Annotated in this window: 10 protein-coding genes and 1 pseudogene; 6 read left to right on the forward strand and 5 right to left on the reverse strand. The window is 71.1% G+C overall.

Annotation, left to right across the window (positions count from 1 at the left end; genetic code table 11):
• Positions 1-445: 445 nt before the first annotated feature.
• From VF202_00005 to VF202_00025, 5 genes and pseudogenes are all read right to left on the reverse strand, one after another.
• The gene (locus VF202_00005) at positions 446-1,348 is read right to left on the reverse strand and encodes a nucleotidyl transferase AbiEii/AbiGii toxin family protein (protein HEX7038476.1); all 903 of its coding nucleotides are present in this window, start codon (positions 1,346-1,348) and stop codon (positions 446-448) included.
• Positions 1,345-1,968 carry a type IV toxin-antitoxin system AbiEi family antitoxin domain-containing protein gene (locus tag VF202_00010; GenBank protein ID HEX7038477.1) on the reverse strand — a complete coding sequence of 208 codons (624 nt, stop codon included), beginning with the start codon at positions 1,966-1,968 and terminating at the stop codon, positions 1,345-1,347. Before VF202_00010 ends, VF202_00005 begins: the two co-directional genes overlap by 4 nt.
• A gap of 338 nt (positions 1,969-2,306) precedes the next feature.
• Positions 2,307-2,762 (reverse strand): annotated as a pseudogene (locus VF202_00015) (DinB family protein).
• Positions 2,763-2,950: 188 nt separating this feature from the next.
• Positions 2,951-3,637 carry an NAD-dependent deacylase gene (locus VF202_00020; protein ID HEX7038478.1) on the reverse strand — a complete coding sequence of 229 codons (687 nt, stop codon included), beginning with the start codon at positions 3,635-3,637 and terminating at the stop codon, positions 2,951-2,953.
• Between the two features lie 74 nt (positions 3,638-3,711).
• Positions 3,712-4,443 carry an MBL fold metallo-hydrolase gene (locus VF202_00025; protein ID HEX7038479.1) on the reverse strand — a complete coding sequence of 244 codons (732 nt, stop codon included), beginning with the start codon at positions 4,441-4,443 and terminating at the stop codon, positions 3,712-3,714.
• A gap of 448 nt (positions 4,444-4,891) precedes the next feature.
• On the opposite strand from VF202_00025, the gene VF202_00030 reads away from it, so the two are divergent.
• From VF202_00030 to VF202_00055, 6 genes are all read left to right on the forward strand, one after another.
• Positions 4,892-5,398 (forward strand): hypothetical protein, encoded by a 507-nt coding sequence (locus VF202_00030; GenBank protein ID HEX7038480.1) that lies wholly within the window; start codon positions 4,892-4,894, stop codon positions 5,396-5,398.
• Between the two features lie 105 nt (positions 5,399-5,503).
• A complete protein-coding gene (locus tag VF202_00035; protein HEX7038481.1) occupies positions 5,504-6,691 on the forward strand; it encodes an RtcB family protein in 1,188 nt (395 codons plus the stop codon).
• A 344-nt stretch (positions 6,692-7,035) separates the two neighbouring features.
• Positions 7,036-9,687 carry an HD domain-containing phosphohydrolase gene (locus VF202_00040; protein ID HEX7038482.1) on the forward strand — a complete coding sequence of 884 codons (2,652 nt, stop codon included), beginning with the start codon at positions 7,036-7,038 and terminating at the stop codon, positions 9,685-9,687.
• Positions 9,688-9,880: 193 nt separating this feature from the next.
• Positions 9,881-10,636, forward strand: a complete 756-nt coding sequence (locus tag VF202_00045; GenBank protein HEX7038483.1) for a hypothetical protein — start codon at positions 9,881-9,883, stop codon at positions 10,634-10,636.
• An 8-nt stretch (positions 10,637-10,644) separates the two neighbouring features.
• Complete coding sequence (locus VF202_00050) at positions 10,645-11,280, forward strand: MarR family transcriptional regulator (GenBank protein HEX7038484.1); 636 nt, start codon at positions 10,645-10,647, stop codon at positions 11,278-11,280.
• A 931-nt stretch (positions 11,281-12,211) separates the two neighbouring features.
• A complete protein-coding gene (locus VF202_00055; GenBank protein HEX7038485.1) occupies positions 12,212-14,305 on the forward strand; it encodes a S8 family serine peptidase in 2,094 nt (697 codons plus the stop codon).

Genomic DNA, 14,305 nt, shown 5'->3' on the forward strand with positions numbered 1-14,305 from the left:
GTCATTATGGAGAATCCGCTTCTAGCTGCAAATGTCGAGCATAGTTGACACGCACTTCTGGTGGTGGCCTAAAGCAAGTATTGCCACCGACCGACTTCAGAACTGAATGTAGTAGTTCAAACACCTGCTTCGTCGATCTCCGGCGAGTGTCGAGCCCTGTAGAAGACTTCTTGAAACATTTGTTGGGCTCTATTCGGTTGGTCCTGGGTTTCGTAGAAGCTCGCTTCTCGAATGGGCGAGAGTCTTGGCCGCTCGGCGGGGGTGCGGGTTTAATGGGACGTGAACCGGCAACTCTCACCAGCGAATCGACATTGGCATGTACTCTGGATGTAGGTTAATTCGGTTCGTTCGTTACTACCGCTGGTGAAGCTACCGGCGGGAAAATGTTTCTGACTCTTACGCCGCTTGCTGATTCGCGTCGTCAGGGAGCCGATGTTTGCCCATGTCAGGTGCTTTCATCGTTCGTCCAAACCCTTTCGGCCGGATTCCAGCTTCCCCTCATGGCGCCGCTCAGGATCGGCCCGATGAAGGCGTTGATGTCTTTCATCAGGTCGGGGAAGCTTTCGGGGGAGGTCTGGCGGATGCGCTTCAGGAAGGCGCTCCACTGGGCTTGTCGCCCCGGGTCGGCCGAGAACGCGGGATGGAAGAGGCGGTGCGCATCGGGGATGGGCGTTCCTCTCCGCGTGAAGGTCGCTTCGACCGCCATGTAGAGGTCGTGGGCTTCGAAGGCCTGGCTGGTGGCGAGATGGTGGATGTCGTAGAAGTCCTTGTAGCGGGAGTTGACCTCGTAGAGGACGGTGGCGGCCTGGAGTTTCTCGGCGATGACGGTTTCGAGGGAGTAGGCGAGGACGTTGGGCAGCGGGGTGTCGAGGAGCGTCGGGTAGTCGAGAGCGGTGGGCCCTGTGGGAAGGGCGTCGCCGAAGCCGACGTCGATGCGGAGCCGCTCTCTGGCCGAGCCGAGGTAGGCGGTCAGTTCGATCCTCACGCCGCCGTATTCGGTGGCGGTGCGGTTCTCTTCACCTCGGATAGTGGTGGGGTCGAAGTGGACGCCGTCGGGCAGGTCGATGCTCGCGATGTCATGCACCATCTGCACGGTGTGGGCGACCTCGGCTGGCGTCGCCCGGCCCAGGAAGTCGATGTCTCGGGTGGGGCGTGAGGCGAGCCCGTAGTTGCCGTACAGGAAGAGGCCGCCCTTGAGGATAAGCCGGTCGCGGTGTCTGCTGTGCGCGAGGCGCGCCAGCCACCTCTCTTGCACGTAGAGCAGTTGCAGGCGGTTGTAGTCGACGCCTTGGTCGCGTGCGAGGTTCCTCAGGCGCTGCCGCACGGAGGCGGCCAGGTTGGCCTTCATATGAGCGCCTCGAGGTAGGTGCGCATCTGGCCGTGCACGCGGCGTACGCGCGCCGCCTCCATCACCTCGGCGGGGTTGGGCCTAGGCTTCGATCTGCGCATGTAGGTCTGGAGGGCTTCCAGGAAGAGGTCGTTGCCGAGCTCGTTGCGGTAGTAGAGCAGGTCGGCGAGGGTCTTCTCGGGAGAGTAGACCTTGAGAGCTGTAGGGCCGGCGGGGTGCTCCTCGATCCCGTAATGGTAGACGCGTTCGGTGAAGTAGTAGAAGCGCACGGGCGGGTAGTCGATGGGCGGTGTGCGGGCCTTGTTGGGGATGGCGAGGTCGACCTCTGCCGGCACGATCGTGCTGAGCTCGTGGAAGGAGAGGGCGCTGCGGAGGCAGATGACGCCTTTGGGGATGCGGAGCGCCAGCTCGACGTACGTCTCGTTCGTCAGTGCTGGGGCGGTAGTGTCGCGGTAGACGCCGCGCTGGACCCGCTCGGCGCGGCCCTGCTCCACCCAGGCCGAGAGCAGGTGCGGGTCGATGCCGGCGTCGACCACCTGCTGGCGCCGCAGGTAGCCGTGGTGCTTCTTGAAGAGCCGCTCGAGGCGGGTGGCGGGGGTGTGCTGGTCAGGGGCTTCCATGTAGTGTAGGTACCTTAGCACGGAGCACCGACGGTTTGTGGACCCGGCAGGACGGCTTCGGTCTGGTGTAACAGCGAGGCTTAGCCCTGTAGTCTTACGGGTATGTTCGAAGTGGGCAGTTCTAGGTTTCGTAGAGGGGGCGTACCTCACGCAATCGCCGTTCTGGCCTCGACTCTTGGAGTCGTCAAAACAATCGGCAAGACGCGGCTCAGAACGAGTCGTGCCGCTGGTGCAAGGAACTGCGTCCCCAACGGAGCCCGGTTTCAAAACAATCGACCGCTACTACCGCTGGTGAGGCGGCCCGGTCTCCGCGCACCCGGGGCCGCTCGCGCCGGCCGCTAGGCGTTACGGTGCAGGCGCTTGCGGATGAGCCGGATCTGCCCGCGGTGGTTCAGCTCGTCCTCCATGACGTGGAACCACTTCCAGTGGTTGTTGGCTACCGAGTCGTCCCACCAGTCGCTTGTCTCAGCGAGCCAAGCGTCGTCGCGCAGCGCGAGTTGCTCGAGGGTGAAGGCCCGCACGCGCTGTAGCCGGTCGAGGTAGTAGTCAAGCGGTCGGCCGCGCAGGCGCTGGCGGCCCTCGGGGCCCAGTTCCATCCCGACGTAGCTGTGGTCCCACTCGGTGCCTGGAGGGCAGACGCCGAAGGTGTCTCGTTAGTAGTACTCCTCGATGGCCGCCATGTGCTCGAGGAGCATGGCGATGCTGTTGGCGTCGTCGTCTAGCAGGAAGTCCAGCTGCGCCTGGGTGAGGCCCCTTACGGCCATGAGGGTCGTGGCGCGCGTGTAGGCGAGCATGCTGACGAGGTGGCCGATGGCAGGCGAGTAGCCCGCCCTGGGCTCGATAAGGTACTCCGGGCTCGGCACGGTCTACTCCCCCTCTAGGTGCTGCAGCTTGGCCGGTGTCACCATGGTCGGCTGGTCGGGAGCGCGAGTCAAGCGGACGCCCGTCCCCACAGGCGTTCGCCCAAGATCTAGGGGGCCGATCACCCCATGAGCTCGTCCACCCACGCCGGCACGGTCACGGTCGCCGGCCCCTCCCGTACCTCGTCGAAGGCGGAGGCCGCCTCGCTGGCGCCGAGGTTCATCTCGATGGTGCGTGCGCCGGCCGACCTCGCGGTCCTGACGAAGCCGGCAGCGGGGTAGACGACGCCGGACGTACCGATGGCCGCGAAGACGTCGCAGTCCCAGAGGGCGTCGTAGATGGCGTCCAGGTGGTAGGGCACCTCGCCGAACCAGACGACGTCGGGCCGCAGCGCCGGGGTCCCGCAGCGCGGACAGGGCGGCCGCGGCAGCAGGTCCTCACGCCACTCGACCCGCGCGCCGCAGGCGAGGCAGCGCGCCTTGAGCAGCTCGCCGTGCATGTGCAGCACGTCGCGCGAACCGGCGCGCTCGTGGAGGTCGTCGACGTTCTGGGTCACGAGCAGGACGTCGTGACCGCTCTCGTGCTCCAGGCGCGCCAGGGCGCGGTGCGCGGCGTTCGGCTCTACCTCGCGGAGCTGCCGCCGCCTGGCGTCGTAGAAGCGGTGGACCAGGTCCGGGTCGCGGGCGAAGGCCTCGGGCGTGGCCACCTCCTTGACGTCGTGCCCTTCCCAGAGCCCGCCTTCATCGCGGAACGTCTTGAGCCCGGACTCGGCCGAGACCCCGGCCCCCGTGAGGACGACCACGCGCACGCACCCAGCCTGACACTCCCGCGGCCAGCGCGGGCGGCGTCCCAGCTCGCAGCGGCGAGACTACGTGCTCCGCGTCAGGGCAGCTCGAGCACCCTCACGTCGATGTCGGTGTCGGCCAGCATGTCGGCGACGACCTGGGGGTCGGAGTCGCCCTGGTGGTAAGGGACGGCCACGGTGGGCGCGATCGTCCGGTAGCACTCGGCCGCCTCCTCCGGCGGCATCGTGAAGGGCAGGTTGATGGGCAGGAAGGAGACGTCGACCTCGCCGAGGTCGGCGAACTCGGGGACGCACTCGGTGTCGCCGGCCACGTGGACGCGCAGGTCGCCGAAGTCGAGCAGGTAGCCGTTGAACTCGCCCTGGGCGTGGTACGGCGTGCCGTCGTCGCGCATCCTCGCGACGTTGTAGGCGGGGACGGCGGTGATGGTGATGCCCTCGAACTCGTACGTCTCGCCGTTCGCCAGCGCCGTCGCCTCGCCGCCGAACTGCTCGGCGCTGACGCCGTCCATGACGAACACGGTGCCGTCGGCAGCGACCTGCTCGAGGGCCGCCGGGTCGAAGTGGTCCTGGTGCGCATGCGTGACGAGCACCAGGTCGGCGTCGGGCTGCATCGCGTAGTCGGCCACGTTGCTCCACGGGTCGACGTGTATGACGAGGTCGTTCACCTCGATCCTCAGCGAGGCATGACCGAGGGGGAAGATCGCGACCTCGCCCAACGAGCTGTCGAACGTCAGGGGTTCCTGCGCCGCAACGGTGCCCGTAACGAGCGCCGCCACGGCCGTCGCCGCCACTACCAGTGGTGCCCTCATCGTTGTCTCCTCTCGGGCTCGCGTGTCTGCCGCAAGCATCGGGAGGCGGGCGCGCCCGGCCTGGTATCCCACGCAACGTGCAGGTTGGTGAACCCTCGACAAGCGGACGGCACGGTGCGGCCGACGAACCGGCCCGCACCCGCCCCCAACGCGCTCGCCGAACATCGGCAACGCGCCCCGCTACCGCCGTCGAGGTTCCCGATCCGGCCGGCCGAGGGCGCGCACGCAGGCGTCACAGCGCCCGCTGCTCCAGGTCGGCAAACTGGACAGGTCCGGTGCAGCTCGCTCCGCAGGCCTGCGCCTTCCCCTCCGTTAACCCGACGCCAGCACGCTGCAACGTCCCAGGGCCCGGCCGCGCTCGGCAAGGGAGCGCGTGTCGGAGTCCGCCGGAAGGGGGTAGGCGCTCGAGCTTCGTGAAGCAGGGTGGATCCAGACCTGAGGGGGAAGCATGCGACTCAGTGCCAGAAGGTGGCGTCGGCAGCTCATGGCCGTGGCCGCCGCGCTTCTCGTGGGCGCGGCGTACGGCCAGGACTTCAGCGACGCCAGCATGAACGGGATCTACGCGTTCGTCGTGGAGCCCCAGACCGAGGCGGGCCAGGCGGCACCGACCCACGGTCGCTGGCTCCTCGTCCAGTTCAACGGCGACGGCACCTGGGAGATGCTGTGGATCGGGGCCAACGTGCCCAGCGCGAACGCGGACGGGACCCGTGACGTGGTGGCGGGGGCGTTCGCGCTGTCCTCGGCCACCTACCGGGTGATGCCGAACGGGGCCATCGAGCTCATGGGCGCCGACGGGAGCGTCGCCTGGGACGGCCTCATCGTGAGGTCGGAGATGCGCGACGGCGTGCTGGTGGCGACCGAGTACGTGCTGTTCAACCGCGTCCCCGACGACGTGACAGGAGCCCTCCGCATGGGGCGCGGGACCTTGCAGAAGCCGATGGCCGAGGGGCCGTAGGCCCCGGCGACGACCCGAGAGGCGAGCCGCCCCAGCACCTCGCGCTGTCCGCACCACCAAGGTCCAGCCCCTAGGGGTCTACCCTCGAGGCTGGAGGCGTCGGCGATGGCCAGGTCAGAGGTCGAGCTACGGCCCGAGCCCGTGCCCTTCACCGTGTGCGGGCGCGAGCTCATCGACGACGCCACGCTCGAGCAGATGCGCGACGCCATGCGGCTACCCGTCGCCGTCGCCGGGTTCCTGGCGCCGGACGCGCACGTCGGGTACGGGCTGCCGATAGGCGGCGTCTGGGCCACGGCCGGGGCCGTCAGTCCCTACGCGGTCGGCGTTGACATCGGCTGCCGGATGCAGGTCACCGTGTTCGACGCCGACCCTGACGCCGTCGACCTCGAGCGCGTCAGGGAGGCCATCCTCAGGCACACGGTCTTCGGAGCGGGCGGCGCCTTCCCCCGGGGCGGCCGCAACCACGACCCCGTGCTCGACTCGCCCGAGTGGCGCGAGCACCCGTTCCTGAGGCGCAACCCGCGGCTTCTCGACACCGCCGCCGCCCAGCTGGGCACCAGCGGGGGCGGCAACCACTTCGTGAACGCCGGCGTCGTCGTCTACCCCGACGGCACGCGCCGGCTCGGGATCATGTCGCACAGCGGCAGCCGCGGCCTGGGCGCGCAGGTGGCCGGCCACTACTCGCGGCTCGCTCAGCAGCTTCGCCCCGGCCTCGACAGGCGCGTCAGGCACCTCGCCTGGTTCGACCTCGACTCCGAGGAGGGGCAGGAGTACTGGCGCGCCATGCAGCTCGCCGGACGGTACGCGGCCGCGAACCACGACGCCATCCACCGGCGCATCACCGCGCACCTCGGGCTGCCGGTGGCCGACACGATCTCGAACTTCCACAACTTCGCGTGGCTCGAGGACGTCGTGACGCCCACGGGGGAGACGGTGCGGGCCGTGGTGCACCGCAAGGGCGCCACGCCCGCTGGCCCGGGCGTGAGGGGCGTGATCCCCGGCAGCATGGGCACCCCGGCCAAGCTCGTCGAGGGCAAGGGCGACCCCGAGAGCCTGCGGAGCGCGAGCCACGGCAGCGGCCGGGTCATGAGCCGCGGCCAGGCCAAGAGGGCCCTCGCCGGACGGGACCTGAGGGCCGAGATGCGCGAGCGCGGCATCGAGCTCATCGGCGGCACGCTCGATGAGGCCCCCGACGTCTACAAGCCCATCGACGAGATCATGCGCCACCAGGAGCACCTCGTGGAGGAGGTCGCCGAGTTCCGCCCCCGACTCGTGCGCATGGCCGACGACTGAGCTCGGCGTCGACCGACAGCGGGGACATCACGCCCCCGCGCGCACGAGCTCGAGCACGCGCGCTAAGGGCGTGGGCCGGCATGACACCACGCCCTTAGCGCGCATGAACATGAAACGCGTACGCGGCGCGGGCGCGCCCGTCGCGGTGCGTTCGGAGTCGTCGCGCACGCGGCCTCCCGGCGCCGCCGGCGTAAGAGACGTGTAAGCGCGAACCTTCAAGGATATACGGCTGGTGGCCTGGCTGTCCGCGTGACGGCCGATCCCTTGGCCGCGAGTCCGCCGCCGCCTGACGAGACAGGCGCGGAAGGGTGCGTTCGACAGTGCGGGCATCACCTCTGGCGCCGTTGGGTCCTGCTCTCGTCTACCTGATCCTCGCCGCCGCCTGGGTTCTCTTCTCCGACCGGGCGGTCTCCACGTCCGTCGCGGACGTGCATAGCCTCACCAGCATCCAGACCATCAAGGGCTGGGCGTTCGTGCTCTTCAGCACGGTGCTGGTGGGAGCGCTGTCCCTCGGCCAGCACCGCGCCAGGGAGCGGCTCGTCAGGCAGCAGCGGGCCATCGACAGCGCCGCCTTGGCCGCGTACCGGGCGCTGCTCGACCGGCTCTCGGCGCTGGAGCAGGGGTTCGGTTCCTCGAGCGACCTGCCCGGCGTCTACCGGGCGCTGCGGGACTTCATCGTCGACACGGCGCCTTGCGACCTCATCCTCGTGACGAGGTGCTCCGAGGACACGGGCGGTCGCGTGGCCACGTACCTCTACCTCGAGGGCCAGGAGCCGGACATGCGCGACGCCGAGCCGCTGGGCCAGGCGGACGCCCCCGGCGAGCGCGCGGTGAGGACGCGCGGCGTGGTCGTCGCCGAGGGCGAACCGGTCGCGTGGTCAAGTACCGGCCGGTTCGCGGCGGCGTCGTCGGTCGCGGTGCCCATGGTCGTCGGCGACACCGTGGCCGGCGTGCTCGAGGTCGGCAGCTCCCAGGGCCACGCCTACTCCGACGAGCACGTGGCCGGCCTGCGGATGGCGGCGAACCTGCTGGCCATCGCCCTGCAGAACGCCGACCTGTGGGAGCGGGAGCGGGCGGCGCGGCGGGCGGTCGAGGCGTCGGAGGCGCGCTTCAGGTCGCTGGTGCAGAACAGCAGCGACATCGTGAGGCTCCTCGACCGGAACGGCGCCATCGTCTACGAGAGCCCGGCCGTCACCAGGGTCCTGGGCTACGAGCCCGGGTCGCGTCCGCCCGACGCCGCGTTCGACCGCATCCACCCCGACGACGTGGAGCGCGCCAAGCAGGAGCTGGCCAGGGCCATGAAGGACGGCTTCGGCCAGGCGACCTACAGGGTGAGGCACGCGAACGGCGAGTGGCGGTGGTTCGAGTCGGTGGGCGTGAGCATGTTCGACGACCCGAACGTGGGCGCGTTCGTGCTCAACTCGCGGGACATCACCGACCGCAAGCGGGTGGAGGAGGCGCTGCGGGAGGAGCGCGCCTTCAACCAGACGATCGTGGACAACCTGCCGGGCGTGTTCTACGTGATCGACGAGCGGGGCAACCACCAGCAGTGGAACGGCAACTACGCCAGGCTGCTCGGCTACGGCGTCGAGGACATGAGGCGCCTGCGGGCGCTCGACCTCATCGACGCCGACGACAGGGAGCTCGTCGCGGGCCGGATCCGCGAGGTGTTCGAGAAGGGCTCGGCGAGCTGCGAGGCGCGCCTCGTGGCGAAGGACGGCCGGCGCATCCCGTACCTGCTGACCGGCGCGCTGGTCAAGCGCGGCGGCGAGAGGTACCTGGCCGGCGTCGGGCTGGACCTCAGCGCGCAGAAGGCCGCGCGGGAGGAGATCGCGAGCCTCAACGCCGAGCTCCAGGACAAGCTCGAGCGCATCACCACGCTCCACGAGATCGACAACACGATCAGCAGCAGCACGAGCCTCGGCCTGACGCTCAGCGTGGTGCTCAAGCAGGTGATGAGCTGCCTCAAGGTCGACGCCTCCGGCGTGCTGCTCTACGACTCCGACACCGACAGGCTCCGCTACTGCGCCGCGCGCGGCCTGAACGGCAAGGCGATCCGCTCGACCGACCTGTCGCTGGGCGAGGGCCTGCCGGGCATGGCGGCCCTGCAGCGGCGCCTCCTCTTCGTGGAGGGCCCGGCGGAGACGGGCCGGGAGCTGGCGCGCCTGGGGCTGTTCGAGGAGGAGGGCATCGAGTCCTACGTCGCGGCTCCCCTCGTCGCCAGGGGGAAGCTCCTCGGCGTGCTCGAGCTGTTCCACCGCAGCCGCACCCAGAGGGACGAGGACTGGTTCTCGTTCCTCGACACGCTCGTCACCCAGGTGGCGATCGCCCTCGACAACGCCACCCTGGTCGAGAACCTCCAGCGCTCCAACGCCGAGCTGCGCATCGCGTACGACACGACGATCGAGGGCTGGGCGCGCACGCTCGACCTGCGGCACGAGGACACCGAGTGGCACAGCCGCCGCGTCACCGACCTGACGGTCCGCCTGGCGGAGCGCATGGGCGTGAGGGGCGAGGAGCTGGTGCGCATCCGCCGCGGGGCGCTGCTGCACGACATCGGCAAGATGGCCGTGCCCGACGACATCCTGCTGAAGCCAGGCAAGCTCACCGCGGAGGAGTGGGAGGTCATGAAGCGCCACACCACCTACGCGTACGAGCTGCTCTCGCCGATCCCGTTCCTGCAGTCGGCGATCGACATCCCCTACTGCCACCACGAGCGCTGGGACGGCACCGGCTACCCGCGCGGCCTGCGCGGCGAGCAGATCCCCCTGGCGGCCCGGATCTTCTCGGTGGTGGACGTCTTCGACGCGCTCACATCGGACCGCCCGTACCGACGCGCCTGGAGCAAGGAGCGCGCGCTCGCCTACCTGCGCGAGCAGGCCGGCACCCAGTTCGACCCCGCCGCCGTCGAGGCCTTCCTCGAGATGATCGAGGACGACGACGTGCTCGAGGACGCCTTCGGCCCCGCGCCGGAGACGGCGGCCAAGCGGCTCTAGCGCTCGTCCCTGGCGGCGCCGGGCGACCGCACGGCGGCGGGCCCGGCGCGCCTCATGACGACCGCCCCGCAGCGGTCCTGGCGGGCCTTCCGGCGACCGCAAGGTCGTGACGCCGGCGCGCCTCCCGCATCACCCCTTGCGCGACGCCTTGTCTCCGTAGTATTTAGGACTCCTAACTAATAGGAGGTGGTGCATGACCCTCATCTCGAGACGGCTCCCGAGGATCCCCCTGCTTCCGGCCCTGGCGGCGCTGGTCGCCGCGCTGAACTGGGCGGGCGCCCAGGCGCCGGCGGCGGCCCCTGAAGCCACGGCCGACCTCGACCTGACCGACGCCAGCGTGCGGTACGACGCCGAGCTCGACCTGCTGGTCTTCTCCGTGTCCGTGGAGGGCGAGGTCGGCGGCACGCTGCCGACGGCCAGGGGACAGCTCGACGGCGCTCCCGTGCTGGCCTACGCCTTCCCCACGACCCTCGACCCGACGGCCGTGGGCTTCGGCGAGGTCGACGGCGTGCTCACCCTGGCCGTGACGGCCCACCCCGACTTCGACGACACGCCGCTGTGGGACGAGGACGGCGACGGCGACTACGACGACGACGGCCTCACGTTCCACACCCACTGGGTCGTGCTCGCGCCCGACGACCGCGTGGCCGGCGGGCTGTCGGTCGTCGAGTTCGACGAGGGCGCGGGCGCGGTGCTGCCGCCGACGAACCCCGGGATGCCGATGTACATGGACTCCCCCGGACTGTCGGTCGTCCTCGACGGCGCGACGCTGAGGGTCCTGGTGCCGGCCTGGCGGGTGAGGGGCGAGACGGAGTTCTCGTTCGACGCGGTGTCGGCGTACCTCGAGGTGAACACCAGCGACCCCGCGCGGCCCCTGCTCGGCGTCTACCAGGTCTACGAGGTGCTCTCCGGCGACCTCAGCCTGCCCTACGAGGTGGCGCCCAGGTAGCATCCGGCGTGGCCGGCACGTTCGACCTCGAGGAACAGCATTGGGACCTGGACGCCAAGCTCGTGGCGGCGGCGGAGCGCCTGGGGCAGGCCCTCAGGGTCATGCTGCGCCGGGAGGCCCAACGGCACGGGCTCAGCCCGATCCAGCTCCAGGTGCTCGTCCAGGTCGGCCAGCGCGCCTACCCCAAGCGGGTGGGCGCGCTGGCGGCGAGGTTCGACGTCTCGGCGCCCACGCTCAGCGACGCCGTGGCCGCCCTCGAGGCGAAGGGTCTGGTGAGGCGTCGCCCCGGCACCGACGACAGGCGCGCGGTCGAGCTCGAGCTCACGGAGGACGGCCGCGAGGTCGCGGAGAGCGCCGAGGGGTGGGCCGAGCTGGCGCGCGGGCTGGCCGCGGCGCTGCCGCGGGAGTCGAAGCTGGAGGCCTTCGAGACGCTCACGGCGCTGATCGCGGGCCTGCAGGCCGAGGGAGTGGTGACCGTGGCGCGCATGTGCCGCACCTGCCGCTTCCTCCGCGAGGGCACCGACACGCCCTACCACTGCGCCCTCCTCGACCTCCCCCTGCGGCGCGACGACCTCCGCGTCGACTGCCCGGAGCACGAGCCGTGCGGGGAGCGGGCCGTCGGCGGCCGGCGCACGTCGCCGTAGGCCTGACGAGGACGTGGCCTTCTCCACGGTGCAGACGATGCTGCAGGTCATGTTCGACAAGGGCCTCGTGGCGCGGGAGCTCGTCGGGCGCACGTTCGTGTACCGACCCGCCGTGGGCCGTCAGGAGACTCAGGTCTCGCTGGTCGCCGACCTGCTCGAGAGGGCCCTCGGCGGCTCGGCCAAGGCCCTGGTGTCGAGCGCCCTCGACGCCAAGCGGCTGAGCGCCGAGGAGCTGGCCGAGATACGCGCGCTCATCGACGAGGCGTCCGCGGCGGAGGACGGGGGAGACGGGGATGCTCGAGGCGCTGTTGGAGCATCCCCTCGTCGTCAGGCTGGGCTGGACCCTCGCTCACAGCCTGTGGCAGGGAGCGGCGCTGGCCCTCCTCCCCGCCCTCGTGTGGCTGGCGCTGAGCGCGGCCGCCGCGGCGCCCGGGCCGAGCTTCTTCGATCCTCGGCCGGACGGCCGGCTCACGGGTCCCTACGTCGAGGCGCGCGGGGCCGAGCTTCCGATCCTGTCCCTGGCGGAGCTGGCCGAGCGGGCGACCTTCCCCCTCAGGGTCCCGGCGGAGCCGCACGCCGAGGCCGAACCGGTGCGCGTGGGCTCCGCTCCGGGCGAGCACCTCGTCGGCGACTGGGTGTACGACCGCACGGCCCGCTCCCCCGAGGAGCGCTGGCGCTGGGACGGCTCTCGCGGCCACTGGCTGGCCTGGCGCGAGGGCGGCGTGGTCTACGTGCTCGGCACGCATCGGCCCGCGAACGGGCCGGGCGACGGCCCGCCGGCGGCCAACGGAGCGCCTGGAGGAGGCGGAGGGGAGGGTGGGGCTCGGGGGCCGGTGACCCGCGGGTCCGCGTCCCTCACGGCGCCGGGCAGGGACGTGGCGCTAACCTGGCCCCTGCGGGGCGCAGGCGGCGCCCGCGGAAGAGAGGCCACTTGCGCCCACGCGTCCCCCTGCTCACCTGCCTCCTGCTGCTCGCCGGATGCGACCTGGGCGCCGGGAACCTCCGCGTCAGCGGCGTCAGCACCGGCACGCCCAGCATCGGTGGCACGCTCGTCGTCCACGGCGCCGGCTTCACCGACGCCCCACCCGTGCGCGTCACTATAGGCGGGGCGGAGGTCCCCCCAGCCTTCGTGGGCGCGGTCACGGCCGGCCGCATCGAACTCACCGTCCCGGCCGGCACCCCCAGCGGCCCCCTCGTCGTCACCGACGCGCTGGGTCACACCGCCGCCTTCAGGGACGAGCTCCACGTCATCGCCAGCCTCGAGATCGACCCGCTCGAGGCGCTCCCGGGCACGCCCGTCTACCCGATCACCGTCAGGGCGCTGGACGTGAGCGGCGAGCCCGTGCCTGGTGCCCAGCTGCTGCTGGAGGCCAGCGCCGGCACCTTCAGCCCCGGACCCTACGTCATCACGGACTCAAAGGGGGAGGCCGCCGCCGACCTGGACCTCACCGGCGTCGACGGCTTCGTCGAGGTCAAGGTCAGGGCGGAGCCCCTCTACGCCGCGGCCTACTACACGGACCCGAGCGACTACCCGCACGGCAACGAGGTGACGCTGACCGACGGCACGACGAGCCTGCCGGTCTACCTCGACCTCGCGTTCGACGGCAGCGTCACCGTTAGCACCCTCAACCGCCGACCGGCGGGCCCGCCCGTCCCCGCGCTCGCCGCGCCCCGCCCCGAGCCGGGCTCCCCGCGCGCGGAGGACGACCCTCGGGAGGTCATCGTCGCCTACCGCACCGACGTCGCCATGAGCAGCCTGGCGCGCGAGGAACCGCTGGCCGACCTCGGCCTGGAGCGGCTGAAGAGCGCCGGCGGCCTCGACCTCGTGCGCGTGCCCGAGGGCGTGCGCCTCGACGAGGCGCTGGCGCGCCTGAACGCCGACCCGCGCGTCGAGTACGCCGAGCCCAACTACCGCATGCGCCTGGCGGGCGCCCTGCCGAGCGACCCCGAGCTGTACCGGCAGTGGGGCGCGTTCGCGGTCGGCGCCCCCAGCGCCTGGACCGTCTCGGACGGCTCGGGCGTCGTCGTGGCCGTCGTCGACACCGCCATCGACCACTCGCACCCCGACCTCAGCGGCGCGCTCCTGCCCGGCTTCGACTTCTGCGCCGACGACCACTGCACGACCTACGACGGCGACCCGCACGCCGCCACCACGGCCGCGGAGCACGGCACGCACGTGGCCGGCATCGTCGCCGCCGCTCCCGACAACGGTTACGGCACGGTGGGGGTGGCGCCCGCCGCCCGCGTCCTGCCCGTCAAGGTGTTCTCGGAGAGCGAGGACGGCACCACCTACGCCTGGAACGTGGCGCAGGCGATCAGGTGGGCCGCCGGCCTCAGCGTGGACGACGCGCCCGCGAACCCCAACCCCGCCGACGTCATCAACCTCAGCCTCGGCGACGACGACAACAGCCAGACGGTGGCCGACGCCATCGACGCGGCGGTCGCGGCGGGCGCCGTGGTCGTCGCGGCCTCGGGCAACCAGGGCAAGGAGGACGGCGTCCTCTACCCGGCCGCCCTGCCGAACGTCATCGCCGTGGGGGCGATCGAGGAGGACTGGGACCCGGCCGGCTACAGCAACTTCGGCGAGGGCCTCGACCTCATGGCGCCGGGCACGGCCGTCCTCTCCAGCAACCCCGGTGGCGGCGTGCGCTATCTGGACGGCACCAGCATGGCCACCCCGCACGTGGCCGCCGTCGCCGCGCTGCTGCTGGCCGCGGACCCGACGCTGACGCCGGAGGAGGTCCGGGACGCCCTCGCGGCCACGGCCTACCTGCCGGTAGGCGGCGACGCCAAGCACTACGGCGCCGGCGTCGTCCGCGCCGACGGGGCGCTCGGCCTGCCGGCGCCCACGAGCGAGGCCGACCGCTACGCGGCGGTCACCGTCGCGGGACACGTGGCGTCCCTCGACCTCCGCGAGGGGGTCAGCGAGGCCGTCCCGCTCGCTCCGGAGGAGCTGACAGCTCCCGTCGAGGTCAGCCTCGAGCACGGGGGGCGCGTGTTCAGCGGGACGCTCGAGAGCTGGTAG

The organism is Trueperaceae bacterium (assembly GCA_036381035.1).
In the GTDB taxonomy this organism is placed as follows: domain Bacteria; phylum Deinococcota; class Deinococci; order Deinococcales; family Trueperaceae; genus DASRWD01.

Coding starts and splice junctions, on each gene's coding strand:
- VF202_00005 (HEX7038476.1), bottom strand. CDS start 1,348: ATGAAGGCCAACCTGGCCGCCTCCGTGCGGCAGCGCCTGAGGAACCTC.
- VF202_00010 (HEX7038477.1), bottom strand. CDS start 1,968: ATGGAAGCCCCTGACCAGCACACCCCCGCCACCCGCCTCGAGCGGCTC.
- VF202_00030 (HEX7038480.1), top strand. CDS start 4,892: ATGCGACTCAGTGCCAGAAGGTGGCGTCGGCAGCTCATGGCCGTGGCC.
- VF202_00025 (HEX7038479.1), bottom strand. CDS start 4,443: ATGAGGGCACCACTGGTAGTGGCGGCGACGGCCGTGGCGGCGCTCGTT.
- VF202_00045 (HEX7038483.1), top strand. CDS start 9,881: ATGACCCTCATCTCGAGACGGCTCCCGAGGATCCCCCTGCTTCCGGCC.
- VF202_00035 (HEX7038481.1), top strand. CDS start 5,504: ATGGCCAGGTCAGAGGTCGAGCTACGGCCCGAGCCCGTGCCCTTCACC.